This is a genomic window from Rhodoferax sp. MLSD5-FHT05B10 (assembly GCF_058793415.1).
Genome location: NZ_JBXAFT010000002.1, coordinates 40,213 through 66,784 on the forward strand (window position 1 = coordinate 40,213; position 26,572 = coordinate 66,784).

General features: G+C 63.3%; 24 protein-coding genes. 21 read left to right on the forward strand and 3 right to left on the reverse strand.

The genetic code is table 11. The features are described from left to right. Positions 1 to 4: 4 nt before the first annotated feature. Positions 5 to 1,012 carry a protein-methionine-sulfoxide reductase catalytic subunit MsrP gene (gene msrP, locus AC1Q5W_RS02790; RefSeq protein ID WP_492643966.1) on the forward strand — a complete coding sequence of 336 codons (1,008 nt, stop codon included), beginning with the start codon at positions 5 to 7 and terminating at the stop codon, positions 1,010 to 1,012. Beyond that, complete coding sequence (gene msrQ, locus AC1Q5W_RS02795; RefSeq protein ID WP_492646124.1) at positions 1,009 to 1,665, forward strand: protein-methionine-sulfoxide reductase heme-binding subunit MsrQ; 657 nt, start codon at positions 1,009 to 1,011, stop codon at positions 1,663 to 1,665. Before msrP ends, msrQ begins: the two co-directional genes overlap by 4 nt. A gap of 49 nt (positions 1,666 to 1,714) precedes the next feature. Here the strand turns inward: msrQ and lysA are convergent, their stop codons facing one another. Together lysA and lptM are read right to left on the reverse strand one after the other, a co-directional pair. Beyond that, on the reverse strand, positions 1,715 to 2,998 hold the full coding sequence (lysA, locus tag AC1Q5W_RS02800) for a diaminopimelate decarboxylase (RefSeq protein WP_492643965.1): 1,284 nt from the start codon (positions 2,996 to 2,998) through the stop codon (positions 1,715 to 1,717). Continuing rightward, positions 2,995 to 3,189: an LPS translocon maturation chaperone LptM gene (gene lptM / locus AC1Q5W_RS02805; protein ID WP_492643964.1), complete on the reverse strand. Its 195-nt coding sequence runs from the start codon at positions 3,187 to 3,189 to the stop codon at positions 2,995 to 2,997. The genes lysA and lptM overlap by 4 nt, the downstream gene beginning before the upstream one ends. Before the next feature lie 12 nt (positions 3,190 to 3,201). Between lptM and cyaY the strand changes: the two genes are divergently transcribed. Further along, the gene (gene cyaY / locus AC1Q5W_RS02810) at positions 3,202 to 3,531 is read left to right on the forward strand and encodes an iron donor protein CyaY (RefSeq protein WP_492643963.1); all 330 of its coding nucleotides are present in this window, start codon (positions 3,202 to 3,204) and stop codon (positions 3,529 to 3,531) included. Here cyaY and AC1Q5W_RS02815 read toward each other — a convergent pair whose 3' ends face one another. Further along, the gene (locus tag AC1Q5W_RS02815; RefSeq protein WP_492643962.1) at positions 3,532 to 5,847 is read right to left on the reverse strand and encodes a penicillin-binding protein 1A; all 2,316 of its coding nucleotides are present in this window, start codon (positions 5,845 to 5,847) and stop codon (positions 3,532 to 3,534) included. A gap of 330 nt (positions 5,848 to 6,177) precedes the next feature. On the opposite strand from AC1Q5W_RS02815, the gene AC1Q5W_RS02820 reads away from it, so the two are divergent. The 18 genes from AC1Q5W_RS02820 (at position 6,178) to AC1Q5W_RS02905 (ending at position 26,513) form a co-directional block, all read left to right on the forward strand. Then, positions 6,178 to 7,257, forward strand: a complete 1,080-nt coding sequence (locus AC1Q5W_RS02820) for a pilus assembly protein PilM (protein ID WP_492646123.1) — start codon at positions 6,178 to 6,180, stop codon at positions 7,255 to 7,257. Continuing rightward, a complete protein-coding gene (locus tag AC1Q5W_RS02825; protein ID WP_492643961.1) occupies positions 7,254 to 7,919 on the forward strand; it encodes a PilN domain-containing protein in 666 nt (221 codons plus the stop codon). The genes AC1Q5W_RS02820 and AC1Q5W_RS02825 overlap by 4 nt, the downstream gene beginning before the upstream one ends. A gap of 11 nt (positions 7,920 to 7,930) precedes the next feature. Continuing rightward, positions 7,931 to 8,608 (forward strand): type IV pilus inner membrane component PilO, encoded by a 678-nt coding sequence (locus AC1Q5W_RS02830; RefSeq protein ID WP_492643960.1) that lies wholly within the window; start codon positions 7,931 to 7,933, stop codon positions 8,606 to 8,608. Further along, positions 8,605 to 9,147, forward strand: coding sequence for a pilus assembly protein PilP (locus AC1Q5W_RS02835; RefSeq protein ID WP_492643959.1), 543 nt, complete (start codon positions 8,605 to 8,607; stop codon positions 9,145 to 9,147). The genes AC1Q5W_RS02830 and AC1Q5W_RS02835 overlap by 4 nt, the downstream gene beginning before the upstream one ends. After that, the gene (locus AC1Q5W_RS02840; RefSeq protein ID WP_492643958.1) at positions 9,144 to 11,255 is read left to right on the forward strand and encodes a type IV pilus secretin PilQ; all 2,112 of its coding nucleotides are present in this window, start codon (positions 9,144 to 9,146) and stop codon (positions 11,253 to 11,255) included. The genes AC1Q5W_RS02835 and AC1Q5W_RS02840 overlap by 4 nt, the downstream gene beginning before the upstream one ends. A gap of 48 nt (positions 11,256 to 11,303) precedes the next feature. After that, positions 11,304 to 11,828, forward strand: a complete 525-nt coding sequence (locus AC1Q5W_RS02845) for a shikimate kinase (RefSeq protein WP_492643957.1) — start codon at positions 11,304 to 11,306, stop codon at positions 11,826 to 11,828. 67 nt (positions 11,829 to 11,895) lie between these two features. Further along, positions 11,896 to 13,002, forward strand: a complete 1,107-nt coding sequence (gene aroB / locus AC1Q5W_RS02850; RefSeq protein WP_492643956.1) for a 3-dehydroquinate synthase — start codon at positions 11,896 to 11,898, stop codon at positions 13,000 to 13,002. A gap of 67 nt (positions 13,003 to 13,069) precedes the next feature. Further along, entirely contained in the window at positions 13,070 to 14,269 is a 1,200-nt protein-coding gene (locus AC1Q5W_RS02855; RefSeq protein ID WP_492643955.1) for a deoxyguanosinetriphosphate triphosphohydrolase, read from the forward strand. Between the two features lie 21 nt (positions 14,270 to 14,290). Continuing rightward, positions 14,291 to 14,896: a DUF1415 domain-containing protein gene (locus tag AC1Q5W_RS02860; protein WP_492704038.1), complete on the forward strand. Its 606-nt coding sequence runs from the start codon at positions 14,291 to 14,293 to the stop codon at positions 14,894 to 14,896. Next, positions 14,893 to 15,801, forward strand: coding sequence for a class I SAM-dependent methyltransferase (locus tag AC1Q5W_RS02865; RefSeq protein ID WP_492643953.1), 909 nt, complete (start codon positions 14,893 to 14,895; stop codon positions 15,799 to 15,801). Before AC1Q5W_RS02860 ends, AC1Q5W_RS02865 begins: the two co-directional genes overlap by 4 nt. A 58-nt stretch (positions 15,802 to 15,859) precedes the next feature. After that, a complete protein-coding gene (locus AC1Q5W_RS02870; RefSeq protein WP_492643952.1) occupies positions 15,860 to 16,327 on the forward strand; it encodes a glycine zipper 2TM domain-containing protein in 468 nt (155 codons plus the stop codon). A gap of 82 nt (positions 16,328 to 16,409) precedes the next feature. After that, positions 16,410 to 17,114 carry an REP-associated tyrosine transposase gene (locus AC1Q5W_RS02875; protein ID WP_492643951.1) on the forward strand — a complete coding sequence of 235 codons (705 nt, stop codon included), beginning with the start codon at positions 16,410 to 16,412 and terminating at the stop codon, positions 17,112 to 17,114. A gap of 174 nt (positions 17,115 to 17,288) precedes the next feature. Further along, complete coding sequence (locus AC1Q5W_RS02880) at positions 17,289 to 22,067, forward strand: glutamate synthase-related protein (RefSeq protein ID WP_492643950.1); 4,779 nt, start codon at positions 17,289 to 17,291, stop codon at positions 22,065 to 22,067. Positions 22,068 to 22,101: 34 nt separating this feature from the next. Beyond that, positions 22,102 to 23,568 (forward strand): glutamate synthase subunit beta, encoded by a 1,467-nt coding sequence (locus AC1Q5W_RS02885; protein ID WP_492643949.1) that lies wholly within the window; start codon positions 22,102 to 22,104, stop codon positions 23,566 to 23,568. A gap of 72 nt (positions 23,569 to 23,640) precedes the next feature. Next, on the forward strand, positions 23,641 to 24,486 hold the full coding sequence (locus tag AC1Q5W_RS02890; protein ID WP_492643948.1) for an ABC transporter ATP-binding protein: 846 nt from the start codon (positions 23,641 to 23,643) through the stop codon (positions 24,484 to 24,486). Beyond that, positions 24,483 to 25,265 (forward strand): lipid asymmetry maintenance ABC transporter permease subunit MlaE, encoded by a 783-nt coding sequence (gene mlaE / locus AC1Q5W_RS02895; protein ID WP_492643947.1) that lies wholly within the window; start codon positions 24,483 to 24,485, stop codon positions 25,263 to 25,265. The genes AC1Q5W_RS02890 and mlaE overlap by 4 nt, the downstream gene beginning before the upstream one ends. A 10-nt stretch (positions 25,266 to 25,275) precedes the next feature. Continuing rightward, positions 25,276 to 25,758 carry an outer membrane lipid asymmetry maintenance protein MlaD gene (gene mlaD, locus AC1Q5W_RS02900; protein WP_492643946.1) on the forward strand — a complete coding sequence of 161 codons (483 nt, stop codon included), beginning with the start codon at positions 25,276 to 25,278 and terminating at the stop codon, positions 25,756 to 25,758. Continuing rightward, complete coding sequence (locus tag AC1Q5W_RS02905) at positions 25,755 to 26,513, forward strand: MlaA family lipoprotein (RefSeq protein WP_492643945.1); 759 nt, start codon at positions 25,755 to 25,757, stop codon at positions 26,511 to 26,513. The genes mlaD and AC1Q5W_RS02905 overlap by 4 nt, the downstream gene beginning before the upstream one ends. Positions 26,514 to 26,572 lie beyond the last annotated feature (59 nt).

Here is a 26,572-nt window from a genome sequence, read left to right on the forward strand (position 1 = left end):
CACCATGCTGATCAAAACGCCAGGCAACGGTTTCAACCACGCGGTTGCCAGTGAGATTACCGATCGTTCCGTGTACGAGGGGCGCCGTGACCTGCTGCGGATGGCGGCGGCCGGGGCTGCCGGCACCGCCTTGGCGGGCTGGGCATCGCGCCAGGCCCTGGCACAAGGGCAAAGCGGGGTGCCGCGTCCGGGCAAGCTGGCGGCACTGGCGGGCAGGCCCTCTGGCGTGGCGGGTGCCAGCACCATGGAAAAGCTGACGGCGTACAAGGACGCCAGCACCTACAACAATTTCTACGAGTTCGGCACCGACAAGGCCGACCCGGCCGTCAACGCCCACACGCTCCGAACCGCGCCTTGGTCGGTGGAGATCGAGGGGCTGGTCAAGAAACCGGGCAAGCTGGCCTTGGAAGACTTGCTCAAGCTCAGTCCCCTGGAGGAGCGCATCTACCGCTTGCGCTGCGTGGAAGGCTGGTCCATGGTCATTCCCTGGGTGGGCTATTCCCTGGCCGAGCTCGTCAAGCGGGTGGAACCCCTGGGCAGTGCCAAGTACGTCGAATTTGTGACCCTGGCCGATCCCAAGACCATGCCTTACGTGGGTTCCCGCGTGCTGGACTGGCCCTATGTGGAAGGGTTGCGTCTGGACGAGGCGATGCACCCGCTGACCCTGCTCACGTTCGGCATGTACGGAGAGGTGTTGCCCAACCAGAACGGCGCACCGGTGCGGCTGGTGGTGCCCTGGAAGTATGGCTTCAAGAGTGCCAAGAGCATTGTGAAGATCCGTTTCACGGACCGGCAGCCATCGACCGCCTGGAACAAGGCCGCGGCCAATGAATACGGGTTCTATTCCAACGTCAACCCGAGCGTGGACCACCCGCGCTGGAGCCAGGCCACGGAGCGCCGCATCGGAGAAGATGGCCTGTTCAGCAAGCGACGCAAGACCCTGATGTTCAATGGCTACGAAGCGCAGGTAGGACAGCTGTACGCGGGCATGGACCTGAAGCGGCTGTTCTGACGGCCGTGCGTGCCTTGCTCACTGCCGGTCTGGCGGGCCGGTTCGCCAAGCCGGTCTGGTTTACGGTTGCCCTGCTGCCTTTTTGTTGGCTGGTTTTTGCCACCGCCACCGACCGGTTGGGCGCCAACCCGGCCGAGGCGCTGGTGCGCTCCACCGGGGACTGGACCCTGCGCATGCTCTGTGTGGTGCTGGCCATTACGCCCCTGCGTGTGGTGGCGAAGATGCCGGCATGGGCCCGCTTTCGGCGCATGGCGGGCCTGTTTGTGTATTTCTACGGGGTGCTGCACCTGCTGTCGTATGGCTGGTTCGATATGGGGCTGGACGTGGCGGACATTGGCCACGACATAGCCAAGCGCCCATTCATCCTGGTGGGTTTTTCGGCGTTCGTGCTGCTGACACCGCTGGCGCTGACGTCCTTCAACCGGGCGATCCGGGCCCTGGGCGGACGGCGGTGGCAACAGTTACACCGGCTGGTGTATGCCGTTGCCTTGCTGGCCGTGCTGCACTTTTTCTGGATGCGAGCGGGCAAACACAACTTTGCCGAAGTCGCGGTCTACGGGGCCATCGTGGCGACCCTGCTGGGTTGGCGTCTGGTCCAGAATATCAGGAAAAAGACCCCGAAACCGGCGTCAATATTGCGCAAGCAGCTATGAAAACAGGAGCGCTTGTGGCGCGCCCGGACCTCTGTGCGCTCTCCGCTCCCTACAGCAGACGTTCCCCGCGCAGCTGGTCGGCCATGCTGTCGCGCGCGCGGATGAGATGGGCCTGCTCGCCATCGACCAGAATCTCCGCCGCGCGCGGCCGTGAGTTGTAGTTGCTGGACATGCTCATGCAGTAGGCACCCGCCGACAACACGGCCAGCCGGTCGCCGGCCTGGACCGCCAGTGGCCGGTCGTGGCCCAGCCAGTCGCCGCTTTCACATACGGGTCCGACGACGTCGTACACCGGCGCGCCGGGCTGGGTCTGCTTGTGCAGGTCCAGCGGCACGATCTGGTGGAAGGCCTGGTAGAGCGCCGGGCGCGGCAAGTCGTTCATGGCGGCGTCGACAATGCAGAAGCTCTTCTGCTCGCCCGGTTTCATGTACAGCACTTCGGTGACGCAGATGCCGGCATTGCCGACCAGCGAGCGTCCGGGCTCGATCATCAGCTTGCGCTGGCCAAAGCCGCGGGCATCGAGTTTGGCCAGCAGTTTGGCCCACAGGGTGTCGGCGGGGGGCGGTGTGTCGCCTTGGTAATTGATGCCCAGTCCGCCACCGAAGTCGATATGGTGGATGGGAATGCCGGCGGCTTCAATGGCCGCCACCAGGTCCAGCATGCGGTCCATGGCGTCCAGGTAGGGCGTTTCTTCGGTGATCTGGGAGCCGATGTGGCAGTCGATGCCCACCACGTGCAGACCCGGCAGCGAAGCCGCGCGCTGGTACGTGGCCAGCGTGCGCTCGTGTGCAATGCCAAACTTATTGCCCTTGAGCCCGGTGGAAATGTAGGGGTGGGTTTTGGGGTCGACGTTGGGGTTGACGCGGATGCTTACCGGAGCGCGCATCTGCAGGGACAGGGCCACCGTGTTGAGGACGTCCAGTTCGGCTTCGCTCTCGACGTTGAAGCAGCCAATGCCGGCCTGCAAGGCCTCCCGCATCTCCTGGCGGGTTTTTCCCACGCCGGAGAAGATAACCTTGGCTGGATCACCGCCGGCGGCCAGCACGCGGGCCAGCTCGCCACCGGACACGATATCGAAGCCGCACCCGGCCTGCGCAAACAGCTGCAGCACGCCCAGCGTGGAGTTGGCTTTCATGGCGTAGCAAATCTGCGCGTTGCGTCCGGCAAAGCCGCGCTGGTAAGCGGCCAGGGCGTCCAGCATGGAGGCCTTGGAATAGACGAACAGCGGCGTTCCGTGGGCGCTGGCCAGGGCGTCCAGCGGGCAGGCTTCCACATGAAGCTGGCCGTTGGCGTAGTGGATGTGTGGCTGGCCGGGAAGGGACGTGGAAATCATGGGGTGCGGGGTTCCGAAGGTGAGGTGGCGGGAGTTGCCGGCGCAGGCGCCGCTGCAGGGCCTGCAGGCTTGGCGGAGGTGGGCCGTGGCGGGGGCAGATACAGGTTGCCGGTCTGGCCGCATCCGGCCAGATTCAACACACCCGCGCCAAGGACAAGCGCGCTGACTAGAATTTGCTTTGCAATCAACATGGTGAAATTGTAATGACCGACCCCGAATTCATGGACCGCGCGGACGCTTTGCTCAAGGCTGTGGAGGCCTGCTGCGACCGCATCAACGACGAAACCGATGCCGATGTGGACAACCAGCGGGTGGGGGGCATGGTAACCCTGACCTTTTCCAACGGAAGCCAGATTGTCATCAACCAGCAAAAGCCGCTGCACGAGATCTGGCTGGCGACCAAGTCCGGGGGCTACCACTACCGTTGGGTGGATGGCCAGTGGCGTGACACCAAGGGCCAGGGGGAGTTCTTCTCTGCGCTCTCCAGCAACGCCAGCTTGCAGGCTGGTCAGGCGTTGCAGTTCGCGGCGTGATCAGTTCTTGAACAGATCCAGGATTTTTTTCTTCTCATCGGCGGGGGGCAGCGGCAGGGGCGTTGCGTCAGGTTTCTCCTCCAGCCCCAGCCCGGAAACGCCCGCGCCCTTGGCAAATTCGTCGTAATACCATTCGTTGTTCACGTTCACGACCCCCTCGGGTACGGACGGTTCCATGACGGGCACATTCTTGAGCGCTTGGGCCATGAAGCTGATCCAGACGGGCAGGCTCAGGCCGCCACCGGTTTCGCGGTCGCCGAGTTTGCGGGGTGTGTCGTAACCGATCCAGGTAACCGCCGTCAGGGTGGGCTGGAATCCGGCAAACCAGGCGTCCAGGGAGTCGTTGGTCGTCCCGGTCTTGCCATATACATCAGGGCGCTTCAGCGTGGCCTGGGCGCGTGCCGCCGTGCCGGAGCGGGTCACCTCCTGCAGCAGGCTGTCCATGATGAAGGCGTTGCGGGCGTCGATGGCGCGTTGCGACTCATCGAGTACCGGGGGCTGGGTTTCCACCAGGACCTTGCCGCGCTGTTCGTTCACTTTGGAGACCAGCCAGGGGTTGACCCGGTAACCCCCGTTGGCGAAGACCGAGTAGCCCACGGCCATTTGCATGGGCGTTACCGATCCGGCGCCCAGCGCCATGGTGAGATAGGGCGGGTGCCGTTCGGCTTCGAATCCGAAATGGGTGATCCATTCCTGTGCGTATTGGGGGCCGATGGAACGCAGGACCTGGATCGAGATCATGTTCTTGGACTTCGCCAGGCCGCGGCGCAGCGTCATCGGGCCTTCAAACTTGCCGTCGTAATTCTTGGGCTCCCAGGGTTGCCCGCCCGTGACGCCGGCGTCGAAGAATAGGGGGGCGTCGTTGACCACGGTGGAGGGGGTGAAACCCTTCTCCAGGGCGGCTGAGTAGATAAACGGCTTGAAGCTGGAGCCTGGTTGGCGCCAGGCTTGCGTGACGTGGTTGAACTTGTTCTTGGCAAAGTCAAAGCCCCCCACCAGCGCCTTGATGGAGCCGTCGCGGGGATCGATGGCAACAAAAGCGCCCTCCACCTCGGGCAACTGGGTGATTTCCCAGGTGTCTTTCGGAGTCTTCGATACCCGGATGACGGCGCCGCGCCGCAGCTTGATGTTGGGTGGGGCCTTGTCGGATAGGCCGGATTGTGCGGGTTTGAGGCCATCGCCGGTGATCTCCAGCACGGTGCCGCCCTGACGCATGGCTGTAATTTGCTTGGGGGAGGCCTCCAGCACCACGGCCGACATCACGTCGCCGTTGTCCGGACGCTCGTCCAGCGCTTCGTCCACGGCGTCTTCGACGTCCTGCGCCGCGGTTGGCAGATCGATGAACTTTTCGGGGCCCCGATAGACCTGGCGGCGCTCGAAGTCCATGATTCCCCGGCGCAGAGCCTGGTAGGCGGCATTCTGGTCGGCGCTGCGCAGGGTGGTGTGGACATCCAGGCCGCGTGTGTAGGTTTCATCGCCGTACTGCGCATACATCAGCTGGCGGACCATTTCCGCGACGTATTCAGCATGCACCTGGTTGCGGTTGTTCCCGTTTCGGACGTTGAGTTCCTGGTTCTTGGCCAGCTCGGCTTCCTTGTCGGTGATGAAGCCGTTTTCCAGCATGCGGTCGATGATGTAGCGCTGGCGGATGCGCGCCCGCTGCGGGTTGTTGATGGGGTTGTAGGCCGAAGGCGCCTTGGGCAGGCCGGCCAGCATGGCGGCCTCGGCAATGGTGATGTCTTTGAGGGGTTTGCCGAAATAGGTTTCGGAGGCGGCGGCAAAACCGTAGGCACGGTTGCCCAGGAAGATCTGGTTCATGTAGATTTCCAGAATCTGGTCCTTGCTCAGCATGTGCTCCAGCTTGAAGGTGAGCAGGATCTCGTAGATCTTGCGGGTGAAGGTCTTCTCCGACGACAGGTAGACATTGCGGGCCACTTGCATCGTGATGGTGGATGCGCCCTGGCTTTTTGCCCGGCCCACATTGGCCAGTCCTGCGCGTAGCACGCCCAGATAGTCCACGCCACCGTGCTGGTAGAAGCGTGCATCTTCAATCGCCAGCACGGCGTTGGTCATGACCTTGGGAATTTCGGCAATCGGTGTCAGGTTGCGTCGCTCTTCACCAAATTCCCCTAAGAGATCCCCTTCTGCGGAAAAAATCCGCAGGGGCAGCTTGGGGCGGTAATCCGACAGGTCGGAGATATCCGGCAGGTTGGGAAAGGCCACCGACAGGGCCAGCGCGATGACCATCAACAGGGAAACTGCGCCAGCAACGGCCAAGCCGGTCGCCCACAGGGCCAGGCGTGCAAGCCAATGCATGGACGCAATGCGTTCACGCAGCCTGGGTTTGTTTTTCTCGGACGGTGTGGGGGAAGTAGGCATGGCAATGGAAGTAAGGATGCCCGGGCATTATAAAAATGCACGGCTGGCAGGCTGCGGGGCGGCCAATGCCCGTATTGTTGCCGTTTCCGGCCGTGGCGTCCGAATCGGTGGATGGTTTTCCGTGGCGAGCCAAAATCGTCGGCTTTTGACAACGGTTGAAACGAGTTGAAACAGAAAAAACCTTTTGGGACAAGGAGCTTACTGATAGCATTCAAGTGATTTCTTAAGTTTGGCCGGTGCTTGACCGGTCTGTTTCAGGGGACCGTTTTGATCTCATTGGGGTCGTTTCTCAGTCGTCAGCCAGTACCGATGCTCGGGCTGGACATCAGTTCCTCCAGTGTGAAACTGGTGGAGTTGGGCCGTGACAAGGCCGGCAATCTCGTGCTGGAGCGTTGCGCCATTGAGCCGCTGGAGCGGGGATGGATCACGGATGGCAATATTGAGAAGTTTGACGAGGTGGCCAATGCGCTGCGGCGTCTGGTCAAGAAAAGCGGCACCAAAACCAAGAATGTGGCCATGGCATTGCCGCCGTCGGCGGTCATTACCAAGAAGATCATCCTTCCTGGGGGGATGACGGATCAGGAGCTGGAGCAGCAGGTCGAGACCGAGGCAAACCAGTACATCCCCTTTCCGCTGGATGAAGTCAGTCTGGATTTTTGCGTGATCGGTCCCAGCGCTACGTCGGCCGGTGATGTGGAGGTGCTGATTGCCGCTTCGCGCAAGGAAAAAGTACAGGATATTCAGGGCTTGGCGGAAGCCGCCGGACTCACGCCGCTGGTGGTGGATGTGGAGTCCTACGCGGCCCGCCTGGCGGCGGGGCGGTTGATTGAAAACCTTCCGAACAAGGGGGCAGGTCTGATCGTTGCCTTGTTTGAGGTTGGGGCGCTGACCACCAGCATGCAGGTGCTGCGCGATGACGAGGTGCTGTATGACCGGGATCAGGCATTTGGTGGAGCCCAGCTCACGCAGCTGATCGTGCGACAGTACGGCTTCTCGCAGGAGGAGGCGGAGAGCAAGAAACGCAGCGGTGAGTTGCCCGACGACTACGAGTCGTCCGTCTTGCGTCCTTTTATTGAAACCATGGTCCAGGAATTGGGTCGGGCGCTGCAGTTTTTCTTTACCAGTACGCCCCACAACAAGGTGGACTACATCATGTTGGCGGGAGGCTCTGCCGCCTTGCCCGGGCTGACGGCTGCGGTTACCCAGCACACCACGTTCCCCTGCACCTTGCTCAATCCCTTTGACGGCATGGAGATTGGAGACGGCGTGCGTTTGAAGAGAATGACCCGTGAGGCACCGTCGTACCTTACGTCGTGCGGTCTGGCGTTGCGGAGGTTTGCGCAGTGATTCTGATCAATCTGCTTCCGCACCGGGAAGCTGCCCGCAAACGGCGGCGCGAACTGTTCAATTTGTCCCTGGGGGCCTCCGCTGTGCTGGGCGGCCTGATCGCCGGGGCCGTGTTCTTGTGGTTCCAGGCGGCCATTTCGGTTCAGCAGGGGACCAATGTGGTCCTGGAGACGGAGATCAAGAAGCTGGAGAGCCAGATCAAGGAGATTGAAGGGCTGGAGGCCGAGATTGCGGCCTTGCGTGCCCGTCAGCAGGCCGTGGAGGATTTGCAGTCGGACCGCAATTTGCCAGTGCATTTGCTCACCGAACTGGTCAACCAATTGCCTGATGGCGTCTATATTTCCAGGATGACCCAGGCGGATCAGCTGGTGACGTTGAATGGTGTCGCGCAGTCCAACGAGCGGGTGTCCGAACTGTTGCGCAACCTGGCCAGCAATACGCCGTGGTTCAGCAAACCCGAATTGGTGGAAATCGTGGCGGGCAGTGTGGCGCTGTCGGCCCGAGACCAGCGGCGGGTGGCCAACTTTACGATCAGGGTTCGCCTGATGCGCGCCAGTGAGGCAGAAAAGGCCGCTGCAGCCAAGGTGGCGGAGGCAGCATCGACGGTTGCCGCTGCCGCATCGGCTCCTGTTGCTGCCGCGTCTGCAGGCGGCAAGAAATAGCAGGAACCCGTATGGCGATCAAAACTCTCAATTCGGTGAATTTTGCGGAACTCCAGCAAAAGGTGCTGGGGCAGTTCCGCGATCTGGATCCCAAAGATCCGTCGGTGTGGCCCTCCATTCCCCGCTACGCCTTGTTTGTGGCCACGGCGGTGGCCATTGTGGCGGCCCTGTGGTTCGTGTGGCTCAGCGGCGAGCAGGAAATCCTGCAGCAGGAGCAGGACAAGGAGGTCAAGCTCCGTGAAGAGTACAAGACCAAACTGGCCAAGGCGGTCAACCTGGATGTCCTGAAGAAGCAGCGTGAGCAGGTGCAGCAGTATGTGACCCAGCTCGAGAAACAATTGCCCAGCAAGGCGGAAATGGATGCATTGCTGTCCGATATCAACCAGGCGGGTTTGGGTCGTAGCCTGCAATTCGACTTGTTCCGCCCCGGCCAGATTGCCGTCAAGGAGTATTACGCCGAGTTGCCCATCGCGATCCGGGTTACGGGTCGTTACCACGATATCGGTGCCTTTGCTTCCGATATTGCCAACCTGTCCCGTATCGTGACCCTGAACAACCTGACTATCGTTCCCAAGGCGGCGGACGGCTCCCTCGTTCTGGATTCCACGGCCAAGACTTTCCGTTACCTGGACGCCAGTGAAGTGGCCTCGCAGCGCAAGGCATCGGGCGGCAAGGGAGCCAAGAAATGACGCGTTTGCAATTGCTGGCTGCGGCCGGCCTGCTCCTGGTACTGGCCGGCTGCGGGTCTTCCAGCGAAGATGAGATTCGCCAGTGGATGACCGAAGAGCGCAACCAGACCCGTCCCAAAGTGCCTCCCATTCCGGCGCCCAAGCAATTCAAGCCGGAGGCTTACACCAATGCGACTGCGGTGGAGCCCTTCAGCAACCAGAAGTTGACACAAGCCCTGAAGCGTGACGCCGCGCAAGTGGCGGCCAACGGCGCCCTGGTTGCCCCTGAACTGGCACGCCGCAAGGAGCCGCTGGAAGCGTTCCCGCTGGATTCCATGAGCGTGGTAGGCAGCATCATCAAGGCCGGGCAGCCGGTTGCCCTGGTGAAGGTGGACAACCTGTTGTACCAGGTGAAACTGGGCAATTACCTGGGCCAGAACTACGGCCGGGTGACCAAAATCAGTGAGACCGAGGTGACGCTGCGCGAAATCGTGCAGGACGCGGTCGGCGAGTGGATTGAACGCGTTGCAACGCTGCAGTTGCAGGAGAAGTCGAAATGAATCATCAGAACCAACGGTTGGGATTGCGCATGTGGCAACGCATTATTGTTTCGGTTGCCATGGCGCTGGGGCTGAGCGCCCAGGCACAGACGCAACCCTCCATTGAGGCGGTGACGGGGTCCATCCAGGGCGGGACGGCGGTTGTGCGCATCGATCTCTCGGAGGCCCTGACCGCGGTGCCAACCGGATTCGTCATACAGTCGCCCGCACGGATTGCGCTGGACTTTCCGGGGGTGGCCAATGCCATGGGGCGTTCGACCGTCGAGATCAACCAGGGTAACCTGAGGTCGGTCAGCGTAGTGCAGGCCGGTGAGCGCACCCGGGTGGTGCTCAACTTGAAGCAGCCTGCGACCTACAAGGCGGAAATTCAGGGTAAATCGCTGCTGGTCGCGGTGGAGTCTTCCGCCGCAACTCCTGCCGCTGCGACGCCGACCCCCACGTTCGCTGAAAACCGCAGCCGCGATACCGCCCCCTTGAAGGACCTGGATTTCCGGCGGACCGCCGACGGGGCCGGGCGCGTGGTGGTGACCCTGCCCAACAACCAGGTGGGCGTCGACATTCGCCAGCAGGGCAAGACACTGGTGGTGGAGTTCATGAAGTCTACGTTGCCGGAAGGACTGCGCAGGCGGCTGGATGTGGCCGATTTCGGTACCCCGGTGAAAACGGTGACCACGACCCAGTCGGGTGACCGAGTACGCATGGTCATTGAACCCCAGGGCCAGTGGGAGCACAGCGCCTACCAAAGTGACGAGCAATTCGTGGTGGAGGTCAAGGAGCTGAAGGTGGATGCCAAGAAGCTGACGCAGGGCGTGGGCTACAACGGGCAGAAGCTGTCGCTGAATTTCCAGAATATTGAAGTCCGCTCGCTGTTGCAGGTCATTGCCGACTTCACCAATTTCAACATTGTGACGTCCGACTCGGTATCGGGCTCGGTGACTCTGCGCTTGCAGGACGTGCCGTGGGATCAGGCGCTTGACATCATTCTGCAGGCCAAGGGTCTGGGCTTGCGCAAGAGCGGAAACGTTCTGTGGGTGGCCCCCAAGGACGAGATTGCCGCCAAGGAAAAGTTGGACCTCGAATCGGTAGCGGCCGTGCAAAGCTTGGAAGCGCTGCGAACCCAGTCGTTCCAGATCAATTACGGCAAGGCTTCGGAAATTGCCGCTGGGTTGACGGCAACGGGTGGCGGTACAGGTGCCAACACCAGCCGGATTCTGAGCCCCCGGGGTAGCGTGATATTCGAAACCCGGACCAACCAGTTGTTCGTGACCGATATTCCGAGCAAGCTGGAGCAGGTGCAGCAGTTGATCGCAAAAATCGACGTGGCCGTACGGCAGGTGCTGATCGAGGCGCGCATTGTGGAAGCCGCGGACAGTTTCGGCAAGTCGCTGGGTGTCAAACTCGGTGGTGGCGGCAGCAATGCCATCTCGGTCGGAACCCAGGAGGGCGGCCCTCTGACTGGCTCGGTGGGTTCCAACTATGTTACCGGCTCTGCGGCTACCACCTCCGGGAACTTCGTGAACCTGCCGTCTTCGGGGGCCTTGGGTTATGCCAATCCGGGGACCTTTGCGGTATCGCTCTTTGGGGCTTCCGCCAGCAGCTTTTTGAACCTGGAGATCTCGGCGCTGGAAGCGGACGGCAAGGGCAAAGTGGTGTCCAGCCCCCGGGTGGTGACAGCGGACCAGATCAAGGCCGTGATTGAGCAGGGTACAGAGTTGCCCTACCAAGTGGCGTCGTCGAGTGGTGCGACATCCATTGCGTTCCGCAAGGCAGCCCTGAAGCTGGAAGTCACGCCGCAGATCACCCCGGAAGGCAGCATCATTCTGGACGTTGACGTGGCCAAGGACACCGTGGGCCAGTCGACTCCCGCAGGCTTTGCCATCGACACCAAGCACATCAAGACCCAGGTCTTGGTGGAAAACGGCGGGACCGTCGTGATTGGCGGCATCTTCACGGAAGAGCAGCAGGACGATGCGGCGAAAGTCCCCTTCTTCGGTGACCTGCCTGGACTGGGTGTGTTGTTCCGGACCAAGTCCAGCTCGAACAAGAAACGGGAAATGCTGGTTTTCATCACCCCCAAAACCTTGGCGGATCGGTCGGCGGGGCGTTAAATACCCTGCTTGCACGGGGATTCGCCAGCTTACCACACCGTTGTTCAATTGCTAGTCAGTCTTGTAGGCCTACCCGGTTCCGGTAAAACCACGGTGGGGCGGCAGCTTGCCCGTCGCTTGCAGGTGCCGTTTGTCGACTCGGACCATGCCATCGAGGCGCGGTTGGGGTGCCCCATCCGCGAATACTTCGAGCGCGAGGGGGAGGCGAGCTTTCGGGACATTGAGGAAGAGGTCATCGACGCACTGACCCTGGAGTCGCCCCGTGTGCTGTCGACCGGCGGCGGCGCGGTTCTGCGGCCCGCCAACCGCCAGCACCTGCGGGAGCGTGGATGGGTCATCTACCTCAAGTCCTCCCCCGACGAGCTGTTCCGTCGCCTGCGCCATGATGTCAACCGTCCGTTGCTGCAGGTGGCCGATCCCTTGACCCGCCTGCGCGATCTGTTTGCCCAGCGCGATCCCTTGTACCGGGAAACAGCCCATTTCGTGCTGGAGACGGGGCGCCCTTCGGTGGCAACACTGGTCAACATGATCGTGATGCAGCTGGAACTGGCCGGGGTGATTCCTGCCCGGTGAGAGGTTCTGCGGGAGACTGCACGGCCGGTTTGGGGCTTCGCGTGACGGGAACCTCTAAACTCGGGGTATGAGTGCTTCAATTTTCCATACGGTTCACATCGCGTTGGCCGAACGCAGCTATCCGATCGCCATTGGCTCTGGATTGCTGGGGCAGTCCGCCACTTTTGCAGGCTTGCCGGCGGCGACCACGGCGGTGATCGTCAGCAACACGACCGTGGCCCCGCTGTATGCACAGCAACTGCAAGCGGCATTGGCGGGCAAATATCCGTCGGTGCACCTGGTGACCTTGCCTGACGGTGAGCAGTACAAGACCTGGCAGACGCTGAACACGATTTTTGATGCCCTGCTGCAACAGGGCTGCGACCGCAAGACGGTTCTGTTTGCGCTGGGCGGCGGCGTGGTGGGGGACATGACGGGCTTTGCCGCGGCCAGTTACATGCGGGGAGTGCCGTTTGTGCAGGTTCCCACCACCTTGCTGTCGCAGGTGGATTCGTCGGTGGGAGGGAAGACCGGCATCAATCACCCCCTGGGCAAAAATATGATCGGGGCGTTCTACCAGCCGCTGCAGGTGGTGTGCGACCTGGACACGCTCAAGACGCTGCCGGCCCGCGAGCTCAGCGCCGGGCTGGCGGAAATCATCAAATACGGCCCCATCGCCGATCTGGCGTTTCTGGACTGGATCGAGGGTCATATGGACCAGCTGCTGGCCCGCGATGTCTCCGCGCTGGCCCACGCGGTGCGGCGCAGTTGCGAGATCAAGGCGGAGGTGGTTGGCCAGGATGAGCGGGAGTCCGGCTTGCGCGCCATTCTCAATTTTGGCCACACGTTTGGCCATGCCATCGAGGCCGGCATGGGCTATGGCCAGTGGCTGCACGGCGAGGCCGTCGGTTGCGGCATGGTCATGGCGGCGCAGTTGTCGCGCGAGCTGGGCCTGGTGGATGCCGCTTTCGTGAGGCGGCTGACTACCCTGGTGCAGCGCGCGGGCTTGCCCGTGGTGGGCCCGCGCTTGTCCGTCCAGGACAACGCGGGGCGTTATCTGGAACTGATGCGGGTGGACAAGAAGGCCGAAGGGGGGGCGATCCGGTTTGTGGTGATTGATGGCCCGTCCCGTGCGGCGGTGCGCAGTGCCCCGGATGCGGTGGTCCGCAAGGTGATTGATGCTTGCTGCGCCTGATGCGCTATCAATTAAATAGCTGTCTGCGCAATTGCCGCGCGGGTTACCCGGTAAAAAGGTGCATGAAATGAGCCTGGCGCCCTACGCCTGCCATCCGGCGCAATCGCGCGGGCGACGCTTCGGGGAGGCCGATGCACCAACCCGCACGGCTTTTCAGCGTGACCGCGATCGCATCGTGCATTCCACGGCTTTTCGGCGTCTGGTGTACAAGACCCAGGTTTTCCTGAACCACGAAGGTGATCTGTTCCGTACCCGGTTGACCCATTCACTGGAAGTGGCGCAGCTGGGGCGCTCCATTGCGCGCTCCCTGCACCTGAACGAGGATCTGGTAGAGACCATCGCACTGGCGCACGACCTGGGTCACACGCCGTTCGGGCACGCCGGGCAGGACGCGCTCAACGCCTGCATGGCGGCGTATGGCGGCTTCGAGCACAACCTGCAGAGTCTGCGGGTGGTCGACCACCTGGAGGAGCGCTATCCCGATTTTGACGGCCTGAACCTCACCTTCGAGACGCGCGAGGGCATCCTCAAGCACTGCTCCCGTGCCAACGCCATCCTGCTGGAAGCGGATGAGCCCCTTTACGCCGATGGTCTCGGTGGGGTGGGGCAGCGGTTCCTGCAGCGCACCCAGCCCAGCCTGGAGGCGCAGCTGTGTAACCTGGCCGATGAAATTGCCTACAACGCCCATGACATTGATGACGGTGTGCGCTCGGGTCTCATTTCCCTGGAGCAGCTGCAGGACGTACCCCTGTTCGAGGGCTATTACCGCCAGGCCCTGGCGGCCCACGCCCAACTGGCGCAGCCCGCCAATGCCCGCCGCCTGCTCTACGAGTCTATTCGGCTCATGCTGAGCGAACAGGTTTACGACGTGATTGCCGCAACGCAGGCGGCCCTGGCGGAGGCCCGGCCGGGCAGTGTGGCGCAGGCGCGCGCCCTGCCTGCGCTGGTGGTCTTCAGTCGCGGGATGCGGGAGCGTTCGCAGGCCCTAAAGGCCTTCCTGTTGCGCGAGCTGTACCGCCATCCCCAGGTCATGGAGAACATGGCGCTGGCCCAGCAGGTGGTGCGTGAGTTGTTTGCCGCCTACAGCGAGGCGCCCCAGGAAATGCAGACCGGTTCTGCTGCACGGGTGGCCGCCGGAACCCCGGTTCCTCCCCCACAGACAACGCCCACCACGATGCGGACCATCGCGGATTACATTGCCGGCATGACCGACCGTTTTGCCGCCCGCGAACACGAACGCCTGACCGGTCGACGCCTGTTGCCCTGAGGACCGGCTATGCTGCCTGCCATGAACCTTGTGACGTCTTCCCCGTTTCCCACATCCGATGACGTGGTCCTTGCCGCCACCCGGCAGTGGGTGGAGCGGGCCGTGATCGGCCTGAACCTCTGCCCGTTTGCCAAGAGCGTGCATGTCAAGGGGCAGGTCCACTATGCCGTGTCGCACGCCACCACGCGCGCGGACCTGCTGCAAGACCTGATCACCGAGCTGCAGGCGCTGCAGGCCAGTGACCCGGTGGTGCGCGACCAGACGCTGGTGATCGCGCCGTCGGTTTTGTCCGACTTTCTGGATTTCAACGATTTCCTGCATGATGCCGATCGGACGCTGCGGGAGCTGGGTCTGGAAGGGGTGCTGCAAATTGCCAGCTTCCACCCGCAGTTCCAGTTCGCCGGTACGGCCGCGGACGACATCACCAATTACACCAACCGGGGGCCGTATCCGATGCTGCATTTGCTGCGCGAAGACAGCATTGCGCGCGCCGTTGCAGCGTTTCCCGAGCCCGAAACCATTTTCGAGAAGAACATGCAGACCCTGGAGCAGCTCGGCCATGCCGGCTGGGCGGCACTCGGGCTGGAGTGCCCCGTCCCGGCTGGGCGTGGCAAGAGCACACCATGAAGAAAACCTCCCCCCAACCGGCTCGGCCCGGCAGAGTGTCCCCGCCGGCGCCGGAACACCCCTTGGCTGCCGAAGTGCGTCCGGGCCAGAGCGTCGAGCTGCTCAAGGAGCTGCACATCCTGACGCGCGAGGGCAAACTCAACCAGGACTCGCGGCGCAAGCTCAAGCAGGTGTACCACCTGTACCAGTTCATCGAAAAGCTGCTCCAGGAACTGCCCAACGGCGGCGCCGGCGCCACGCTGGCGGACCATGGCGCAGGCAAGTCCTATCTGGGATTCATCCTGTACGACCTGTTTTTCAAGAACCTGGCCGGAAGCCGGATTTACGGGGTGGAGTTCCGTCCGGAACTGGTGCAGAAATCCCGCGAACTGGCGGCCCGGCTGGGCTTTGAGCGCATGACCTTCCTGAACCTGAGTGTGGCCGAATCCACCGGGTCACAGGCGATGCCCGAGCATGTCGATGTAGTCACCGCGCTGCATGCCTGCGACACGGCCACCGATGACGCGATCGCTTTCGGCCTGCAGAAGACGGCGAACTTCATGGTGCTGGTGCCGTGCTGTCAGGCAGAAGTCGCCCGCTGCCTCAACGCCAGCAAGGCCCTGTCCTTGAACCGCACCTCCTTGGCGGAACTCTGGCGCCACCCCCTGCACACCCGGGAGATGGGCAGCCAGATCACCAATGTGCTGCGCTGTCTGTACCTGGAGGCCTGGGGCTACAAGGTGACGGTGACGGAGCTGGTAGGGTGGGAGCACAGCATGAAAAACGAGCTCATCATTGCCCGGCGCACCGGCAAGCCCAATCGGGCGGCGGCCCAGCGGTTGCGGGAGTTGTTGCAGGAGTTCGGCTTGACGGCGCTGCTGGAAACCCGCTTTACATTGCCCGCGGACAACGAAACCCGGGTGTGACACGTTCAAGGCGTTGGACCTTACCCTTACCATTGCAACCTGTTCCTTGGAGTCCCGGATGAAGAAATTAGTCAACCTGAGCCTGGCGGTGGCCATTGCCACCACGCTGGTGGCCTGTGCCAGCAGCAGTCCTGACGTGATCCAGCGCGGCGAAGCCCAGCGCATGGCTCAGGTGGAAGACGGTGTGGTGCTGACCGTGCGCCCGGTGGTGGTGGACGGCAGCCAGACCGGCATCGGCGCCGGCGTGGGCGGCGTGGTCGGCGCCATTGGCGGCTATAGCGGCAGCGGCGTGCCGCGCGAGGCCCAGGTCCTGGGCGTGCTGGCGGGCGTGGCCGGCGCGGCAGCGGGCAATGCCATCGAGCGGTTTTCCACGCGTGAAGAGGCCGTGGAAATCCTGGTGCAGCTCAAGGGCGGCGAGCGCCGCGCCATCGTGCAGGCCAAGGGCACCGAAGTGCTGGTGGCCGGCGACCCAGTGATCATTGTCACGTCAGGCGGCAAGGTCCGCGTGACCAAAGCGCCCAAGTGAGCCCCGGGTGGCGGGCGTGGGCTGTGGCCTGATGGCCGGCACAAGCGCCTGTTAGTGCGTCCCGACGCGTTCGAATTTGCACATGGCCCGTCTACCCCGCCTCACGCTGCCCGGCTATCCCCACCACGTCATCCAGCGCGGGAACAACCGGCAGGCCATTTTTTCCGGCCCCGAGGATTACCAGACCCTGCTCGACCTGCTGGACGAAAATGCCCGCCGCTTTGGTGTCGCCATCCACGCCTATGTGCTGATGGACAATCACTTTCACCTGCTGGTCACTCCGCAGACCGCGGACGCCCTGCCGCAGATGATGCAGGCCGTGGGGCGACGTTACGTGCGGTATTTCAATGACCGCCAGCAGCGCAGCGGCACCTTGTGGGAAGGGCGTTATAAATCCACCGTCATCCAGGCCGAACGCTATTTGCTGGCCTGCATGGCCTATATCGACCTCAATCCGGTGCGCGCCGGCCTGGTGACCCAGGCGCGGGACTATCCCTGGTCCAGCCACCGGCACTACATCGGCCAGCACACCGACAAGTGCATCACGCCCCATCCTCTGGTATGGGAACTGGGCAACACGCCATTTGCCCGCGAGGCGGCCTATGCCGAATGGGTGCGCACGGGCGTCGGTTTGGTGCAGCAGGCGGCCCTGACCGACACGGCGTTGCGCGGCTGGGCCTTGGGGGAGCCGGATTTTGTTGCCGAGCTGCAAAAAAAGACGCAGCGCCGGGTCAGCAAAAGCCGGGCGGGGCGACCGGTCTCCACGCGCAAGAAGAGCCTTGAGTAGCGGGTGATCCGCATCCAAAATGCGTTCTGTGCTATCGATTTTGATGTGTCCCTTATTTTAATTGAGTAAAAATTCTCTTTATTTAACTGGAATCTGACCCCAATTATTCTGCTTGGCACTTCTGTTGCATTGCAGTATCCTCCGCTTCCCACTGCAATTTTTCAGGAGTGCGCCATGACCACGGCTGCCGAAACCCAACACCTCAAAGACCACGGCCTGTATTCCGCCGACCAAGAGCACGATGCCTGCGGCGTCGGTTTCGTGGCGCATATCCGCGGCGAGAAAAGCCACGCCATCGTCAAGAACGCGCTGAAGATTCTGGAAAACCTGGACCACCGGGGTGCGGTCGGTGCCGACAAGCTCATGGGTGACGGCGCCGGTATCCTGATTCAGTTGCCCGATGCGCTGTATCGCGAAGAGATGGCCGCCCAGGGCGTCACCTTGCCACCACCCGGCGAATACGGCGTGGGCATGGTCTTCCTGCCCAAGGAAAGCGCTTCCCGCCTGGCGTGCGAGCAGGAGATGGAACGCGCCATCAAGGTCGAGGGCCAGGTGCTGCTGGGCTGGCGCGATGTGCCGGTGAACCGCGACATGCCCATGTCGCCCACCGTGCGCGAGAAGGAGCCTATCCTGCGCCAGGTGTTCATCGGCCGCGGCAACGACGTCATCGTGCAGGACGCGCTGGAGCGCAAGCTGTACGTGATCCGCAAGACCGCCAGTGCCCACATCCAGGCGCTCAAGCTCAAGCACAGCAAAGAGTACTACGTGCCCAGCATGTCCAGCCGCACCGTGGTCTACAAGGGCCTGCTGCTGGCCGACCAGGTGGGCGTGTACTTCAAGGACCTGGAAGATGCGCGCTGTGTCTCCGCCCTGGGTCTGGTGCACCAGCGTTTCTCCACCAACACCTTCCCGGAGTGGCCGCTGGCCCACCCCTACCGCTATGTGGCACACAACGGCGAGATCAACACCGTCAAGGGCAACTACAACTGGATGAAGGCGCGCGAGGGCGTGATGTCCTCCCCCGTGCTGGGTGCCGATCTGCAAAAGCTGTACCCCATCAGCTTCGCCGGCCAGTCCGACACTGCCACCTTCGACAACTGTCTCGAGTTGCTGACCATGGCGGGTTACCCCATCAGCCAGGCCGTGATGATGATGATTCCCGAGCCCTGGGAGCAGCACACCACCATGGACGAGCGCCGCAAGGCCTTCTACGAATACCACGCCGCCATGCTGGAGCCGTGGGACGGCCCGGCCTCCATCGTGTTCACCGACGGCCGTCAGATCGGCGCCACGCTGGACCGCAACGGCCTGCGCCCCTCGCGTTACTGCATTACCGATGACGACTTCGTCATCATGGGTTCCGAGTCCGGCGTGCTGCCGGTGCCCGAGAACAAGATCGTGCGCAAGTGGCGCCTGCAGCCTGGCAAGATGTTCCTGATCGACCTGGAACAGGGCCGCATGATCGACGACGAGGAACTCAAGGCCGGTCTGGCCAACAGCAAGCCGTACAAGCAGTGGATCGAGAACCTGCGCATCCGCCTGGACGACGTGGTGGTGCTGACCGCCGGGGAGTCCGCGCAGGAACTGCCGGCTACGGCCACCGAGCCGCAAACCACCGGCATGGAGCATGTGAGCGCCGATTTGCTGGACCGTCAGCAGGCGTTTGGCTTCACCCAGGAAGACCTCAAGTTCCTGATCGCCCCCATGGCGACGGCGGGAGAGGAGGCCATCGGCTCCATGGGCAATGACAGCCCGCTGGCTGTGCTGTCCGACAAGAACAAGCCGCTGTACAACTACTTCAAGCAGCTGTTCGCCCAGGTGACCAACCCGCCGATCGACCCGATCCGCGAAGCGATCGTGATGTCGCTGGTGTCCTTCATCGGTCCCAAGCCCAACCTGCTCGACATCAACCAGGTCAACCCGCCCATGCGGCTGGAGGTGAGCCAGCCCGTGCTGGACTTTGCCGACATGGCCAAGCTGCGCGACATCGAGAAGCACACGCAGGGCAAGTTCCGCAGCGCCACGCTGGACATCACCTACCCGCTGGCCTGGGGCCGCGAAGGTGTGGAAGCCAAGCTGGCTTCGCTGTGCGCCGAGGCGGTGGACGCCATCAAGGGTGGCAAGAACATTCTCATCATCAGCGACCGCGGCGTGAGTGCCACCCAGGTGGCCATTCCCGCGCTGCTGGCGCTCTCCGCCGTGCACCAGCACTTGGTGATTGAAGGCTTGCGCACTACCACCGGCCTGGTGGTGGAGACCGGAACCGCCCGTGAAGTGCACCATTTCGCCGTGCTGGCCGGCTACGGCGCCGAGGCCGTACACCCCTACTTGGCCATGGAAACGCTGGCCAGCATCCACCAGGACCTGCCGGGTGACCTGAGCGCCGAGAAAGCCATCTACAACTACGTCAAGGCGGTGGGCAAGGGCCTGTCCAAGATCATGTCCAAGATGGGCGTGTCCACCTACATGAGCTACTGCGGCGCGCAGCTGTTCGAGGCCATCGGCCTTTCCAGCGCCACCGTCAGCAAATATTTCACCGGCACCCCCAGCCGGGTGGAGGGCATCGGCGTCTTCGAGATCGCCGAAGAAGCCATCCGCATGCACAAGGCCGCTTTCGGGGCCGACCCGGTGCTGGCCAACGCGCTGGATGCCGGTGGCGAGTACGCCTGGCGTACCCGCGGCGAAGAGCACATGTGGACGCCCGACGCCATTGCCAAGCTGCAGCACAGCACGCGCTCCAACAACTGGAACACGTACAAGGAATATGCGCAGCTCATCAACGACCAGAGCAAGCGCCACCTCACGTTGCGCGGTTTGTTCGAGTTCAAGATCGACCCGGCCAAGGCCATCCCCGTGGATGAGGTCGAGCCCGCCAAGGAAATCGTCAAGCGCTTCGCCACCGGCGCCATGTCGCTGGGCTCCATTTCCACCGAAGCCCATGCCACGCTGGCCGTGGCCATGAACCGCATCGGCGGCAAGAGCAACACGGGCGAGGGCGGCGAAGACCCCGCACGCTACCGCCAGGAACTCAAGGGCATCCCCATCCAGCAGGGCGACACGCTCAAGAGCATCATCGGCGACGATGTGGTGGAAGTGGACCTGCCGCTGCAAGCCGGTGACAGCCTGCGTTCGCGCATCAAGCAGGTCGCGTCTGGCCGCTTCGGTGTCACCGCGGAATACCTGTCCAGCGCCGACCAGATCCAGATCAAGATGGCCCAGGGCGCCAAGCCCGGTGAAGGCGGCCAGTTGCCCGGTGGCAAGGTGTCTGAGTACATCGGCCGCCTGCGCCACTCGGTGCCCGGAGTCGGTCTGATTTCGCCCCCGCCGCACCACGACATCTACTCCATCGAGGACCTGGCGCAGCTGATCCACGACCTGAAGAACGTGGCTCCGCACTCCGGCATCAGCGTCAAGCTGGTGGCCGAAATCGGCGTCGGCACCATTGCCGCGGGCGTGGCCAAGTGCAAGGCCGACCACGTGGTGATCGCCGGCCACGACGGCGGCACCGGCGCTTCGCCCTGGTCGTCCATCAAGCACTGCGGCAGCCCCTGGGAAATCGGCCTGGCCGAAACCCAGCAGACCCTGGTGCTCAACCGTCTGCGCAGCCGCATCCGCGTGCAGGCCGACGGCCAGATGAAGACTGGCCGCGACGTCGCCATCGGCGCCTTGCTGGGTGCCGACGAATTCGGCTTTGCCACCGCGCCGCTGGTGGTGGAAGGCTGCATCATGATGCGCAAGTGCCACCTCAACACCTGCCCGGTGGGCGTGGCCACGCAAGACCCGGTGCTGCGCCAGAAGTTCTCCGGCAAGCCCGAGCACGTGGTCAACTACTTCTTCTTCATCGCCGAAGAAGTGCGCCAGATCATGGCCCAGTTGGGCATCCGCAAGTTCGACGACCTGATTGGCCGCTCCGACCTGCTGGACATGCGCCAGGGCATCGAGCACTGGAAGGCCCAGGGCCTGGACTTTAGCCGCCTGTTTGCCCAACCCCAGGTGCCGGCCGACGTGCCCCGCTTCCAGACCCTGGAGCAGGAACACGGCTTGGAAAAAGCCCTGGACAACGTGCTGATCGCCAAGAGCCGCGCCGCCATCGACAAGGGCGAGAAGGTGCAGTTCATGGAAGTCGCGCGCAACGTCAACCGCTCCGTGGGGGCCATGCTCTCCGGCGCGGTGACCAAGGTGCACCCCGAAGGTCTGCCCGATGACACCATCCGCATCCAGCTGGAAGGTACCGGCGGCCAGTCGTTCGGCGCCTTCCTGTGCAACGGCATCACGCTGTACCTGATTGGCGATGCCAACGATTACACCGGCAAGGGTCTCTCCGGCGGGCGCGTGATCGTGCGCCCGAGCATCGACTTCCGCGGCGAAGCCATCCGTAACACCATCGTGGGCAACACCGTCATGTACGGGGCGACCACGGGTGAGGCGTTCTTCAGCGGCGTCGCCGGCGAGCGTTTCGCCGTGCGTCTGTCGGGCGCCACCACGGTGGTGGAAGGCACGGGCGACCACGGTTGTGAATACATGACCGGCGGAACCGTGGCTGTGCTGGGCAAGACCGGCCGCAATTTCGGCGCCGGCATGAGCGGCGGCATTGCGTACGTGTACGACGAAGACGGCCAGTTCGCCAAGCGCTGCAACACCGCCATGGTGTCGCTGGACAAGGTGCTGACGGCGGCCGAGCAGGAAGCCAGCGTGGACAAGGCCATCTGGCACCGCGGCCAGAGCGACGAGGCCCAGCTGCGCAAGCTGCTGGAAGACCACAACCGCTGGACCGGCAGCAAGCGGGCCCGCGAGTTGCTGGACAACTGGGACAGCGCGCGCCTGAAGTTCGTCAAGGTCTTCCCGCTGGAGTACAAGCGTGCCCTGGGTGAAATTCATGCGAAAAAAGAGGCGGCAACCAGCACGAAACCTGCGCAGACAGCTACAAAAAAAGTAGCAGTTCCGGCCAAGTAAGGCCGGCCCGTCTCAACGTACAAGGATAGACATCATGGGAAAAGTCACTGGCTTCATGGAATTTGAGCGCATCGAAGAAGGTTACAAACCGGTTGACGAGCGCCTGAAGCACTACAAAGAGTTCGTGATCGGACTGGACGACGCGCAGGCCAACAAGCAGGCCGCGCGTTGCATGGACTGCGGCACACCGTTCTGCAACAACGGCTGCCCGGTCAACAACATCATTCCGGACTTCAACGATCTGGTGTACCGCGGCGACTGGAAGGCCGCCATCGACACCCTGCACAACACCAACAACTTCCCCGAGTTCACGGGCCGCATCTGCCCTGCACCGTGCGAGGCCGCCTGCGTGCTGAACGTGAATGACGACGCCGTGGGCATCAAGTCCATCGAGCACGCCATCATCGACCGCGCCTGGGCCGAAGGCTGGGTGCTGGCACAGCCGGCCAAGACCAAGACGGGCAAGAAAGTGGCGGTGGTGGGTTCCGGACCAGCCGGCATGGCGGCGGCCCAGCAGCTGGCGCGCGTGGGCCACGACGTGACCCTGTTCGAGAAGAACGACCGCATCGGCGGCCTGTTGCGCTACGGCATCCCCGACTTCAAGATGGAGAAATCGCACATCGACCGCCGCGCCGACCAGCTGGTCAAGGAAGGCGTGACCATCCGCACCGGCGTGCTGGTGGGCGAGATGCCCAAGGGCTCCAAGGTCACCAACTGGGCCAAGGAGAACATTTCGGCGGCCCAGCTGCAGAAAGACTTTGATGCCGTGCTGCTGACCGGCGGTGCCGAGCAGTCGCGTGACCTGCCGGTGCCCGGCCGCGATCTGGATGGCATCCACTTCGCCATGGAATTCCTGCCCCAGCAAAACAAGGTCAACGCGGGCGACAAGCTCAAGGGCCAGTTGCGGGCCGATGGCAAGCATGTCATCGTCATTGGCGGTGGCGACACCGGCTCCGACTGCGTGGGCACCAGCAACCGCCACGGCGCCGCCAGCGTCACCCAGTTCGAGGTGATGCCCCAGCCGCCCAAGGAAGAAAACCGGCCCATGACCTGGCCCTACTGGCCGATCAAGCTGCGCACCAGCTCCAGCCACGAAGAGGGCTGCGAGCGCGAATTTGCCATTTCCACCAAGGAATTCATCGGTGAAAAGGGCAAGGTCACCGGCCTGAAGACCGTGCGCGTGGAGTGGAAAGACGGCAAGATGGTCGAAGTGGCGGGCAGCGAGCAGGTCCTCAAGGCCGACCTCGTGCTGCTGGCCATGGGCTTCGTCAACCCGGTGGCAACCGTACTGGAAGCGTTCGGCGTGGACAAGGACGGCCGCGGCAACGCCAAGGCCAGCACCGAGGCCACCGGCGGCTACGCCACCAGCGCGCCCAAGGTTTTTGCTGCCGGCGACATGCGCCGCGGCCAGAGTCTGGTGGTGTGGGCCATCCGCGAAGGGCGCCAGGCCGCCCGCGCGGTGGATGCCTTCCTGATGGGGGCCAGCGACTTGCCGCGTTGACGCGCCTCAACCAAGGGTTTACCTGAATCCCTTATCATCCAGAAGCCGGAAAACGTCCGGCTTTTGTTTTTTATGGCCCCATCCTCCTCGCCCTCACTTGTCGAATTGCGCAACCTGACCTTCGGGTACGGTGAGCGCGTCATTCTGGACAACGTCTCCCTGAGCGTGCCCCGCGGCAAGGTCACGGCCCTGATGGGTGCCTCCGGGGGCGGCAAGACCACCATCCTGCGTCTGATAGGCGGCCAGAACCGGGCCCAGTCCGGCGAGATGCTGTTCGACGGCCAGGACGTGACCCGCATGGACCAGACCCAGCTCTACGCCGCCCGCCGGCGCATGGGCATGCTGTTCCAGTTCGGCGCCCTGTTTGCCGATCTGAGCGTGTTCGAGAACGTGGCGTTCCCGTTGCGCGAGCACACCAACCTGCCCGATGCCCTGATCCGCGACATCGTGCTCATGAAGCTCAATGCCGTGGGCCTGCGCGGCGCGCGTGACCTGATGCCCAGCGAGGTCTCGGGCGGCATGGCGCGGCGCATCGCCCTGGCGCGGGCCATTGCGCTGGACCCCGAGCTGGTGATGTACGACGAGCCCTTTTCCGGGCTGGACCCGATTTCGCTGGCCATTGCCGCGCGCCTGATCCGCGAACTCAACGACTCCATGGGCCTGACCAGCATCTTTGTGTCGCACGAGCTGGAGCAGACCTTCGGCATCGCCGACCACGTGATCATCCTGGCCAACGGCAAGGTGGCCTCCGAGGGCACGCCCGAGCAGGTGCGCCAGAGCGCCGATCCGCTGGTGTACCAGTATGTGAACGCCCTGCCGGACGGCCCGGTGCGTTTCCATTACCCCGGCGTGTCGGTGGAAGAGGATTTTGGCCCGGGCCCGCTGGCCACGGCGCCGCAAGCAGGAGTCGCACCATGAGCTGGTACAAGCCCTCGGATGTCGGGTTTGCCACCCGCCGCAAGCTGGCCGATCTGGGCTATGGCGCGCGGCTGTTCTTGCGCCTGCTGGCTACGGTGGCATCGGCGTTCCGGCGTTTTGGCCTGATCCGCGACCAGATCCACTTCCTGGGCAACTACTCGCTGGTCATCATTGCCGTCTCGGGCCTGTTTGTCGGCTTCGTGTTCGGCCTGCAGGGCTACTACACGCTGCTGCGCTTCGGCTCCACCGATGCGCTGGGCCAACTGGTGACCTTCACGCTGGTGCGCGAGCTCGGTCCCGTGGTGACGGCGTTGCTGTTTGCCGGGCGAGCCGGCACGTCCCTGACCGCCGAGATCGGCCTCATGAAGTCGGGGGAGCAGCTCAGCGTCATGGAAATGATGGCGGTGGACCCGGTGCAGCGCATCCTGGCGCCACGGTTCTGGGCCGGCGTCATTGCCATGCCCCTGCTGGCGGCCGTGTTCAGCGCCATGGGCGTGATCGGCGGCTGGGTGGTGGGCGTGCTCATGATCGGCGTCGACGGCGGTGCCTTCTGGAGCCAGATCCAGGGCAGCGTGGACGTCTGGCAGGACGTGGGCAACGGCATCATCAAGAGCATTGTGTTTGGCTTTACCGTGACTTTCATCGCCCTGCTGCAGGGCTACGAGTCACAACCCACGCCCGAAGGGGTGGCCAGCGCCACCACCCGTACCGTGGTGATGGCGTCCCTGTCGGTTCTGGGTCTGGATTTCATCCTGACCGCGATGATGTTTACCACTTGAGGAGGGTGTTGTGCAACGCTCAAAGAAAGATGTCTGGGTTGGTGTGTTCGTCATGATTGGCGCGGCCGCAATCCTGTTCCTGGCGCTGCAGTCGGCCAACCTGCTGAGTCTGAGCTTCCAGCCCACCTACCGGGTCACGGCCAAGTTCGAGAACGTGGGCGGGCTCAAGCCCAAGGCGGCCGTGCGCAGCGGTGGCGTGGTGGTGGGCCGCGTGGAGTCGGTCACGTTTGACGACAAGACCTTCCAGGCCCGCGTCACCCTGGCGCTGGAGAGCCGCTACGCCTTTCCCAAAGACAGTTCGCTGAAAATCCTCACCAGCGGCCTGCTGGGCGAGCAGTACATCGGCATTGAAGCCGGCGCCGACGCCGCCAACCTGGTCGCCGGCGACACCGTCAGCGCAACCCAGTCGGCCGTGGTGCTGGAAAACCTCATCAGCCAGTTTCTGTACAGCAAGGCCGCCGACGGCCCGGCGGCAGACAGCAGCAAGAAATGAACCTGGCCCTGGCGCGCCCTGTGCACCGCCGGCCACGCACCTGGCCGGCGCGTGTCGCCGCGTGGGGTGTGTTGGCGGCGGTGACGCTGCTGCAGGCCTGTGCCAGCGTGCCCAATCCCGATCCGCGTGACCCGCTGGAGTCGTTCAACCGCGGGGTTTTCGGTTTCAACGATGCGCTGGACCGCGCGGTGGTCCAGCCGGTGGCCAGCGGCTACCAGAAGGTCACGCCCCACTGGTTTCGCACCGGTGTGGGCAATTTCTTCCATAACCTGGAAGATGTCTGGTCGGCCGTGAACAACGCCTTGCAGCTGCGCGGCCAGGACACGGGCGACAGCATTGGCCGCGTCATGATCAACACCACCATCGGCGTGGGCGGGCTGGTGGATGTGGCCAGTGACCTGAACATCGAGCGCCATCCGGCCAACTTCGGCCTGACCCTGGGGCGCTGGGGCGTGGGGGCCGGGCCGTACATCGTGGTGCCGTTTCTGGGTTCCTACACCCTGCGCGATGCGGCGGCCCTGCCAGTTGAATCCCAGGGCTACCTGGTCAACCACCTGAGTGACGAGCCCACGCGCAATGGCCTGATCGTGCTGGACGTGGTGAACACCCGGGCCCAGTACCTGAAGGCCGGGCAGGTGGTGGAAGAGGCCGCGCTGGACAAGTACAGCTTCATGCGCGACGCCTACCTGCAGCGCCGGCGCAACCAGGTGTACGACGGCAATCCGCCCGACGAGGACACCGAGCCCGCACCCTGAGCCCCGACCGTGCAAGGCGGGCGGGGAAGTTGGATAATGTTTTCCCTTTGACGGGATGG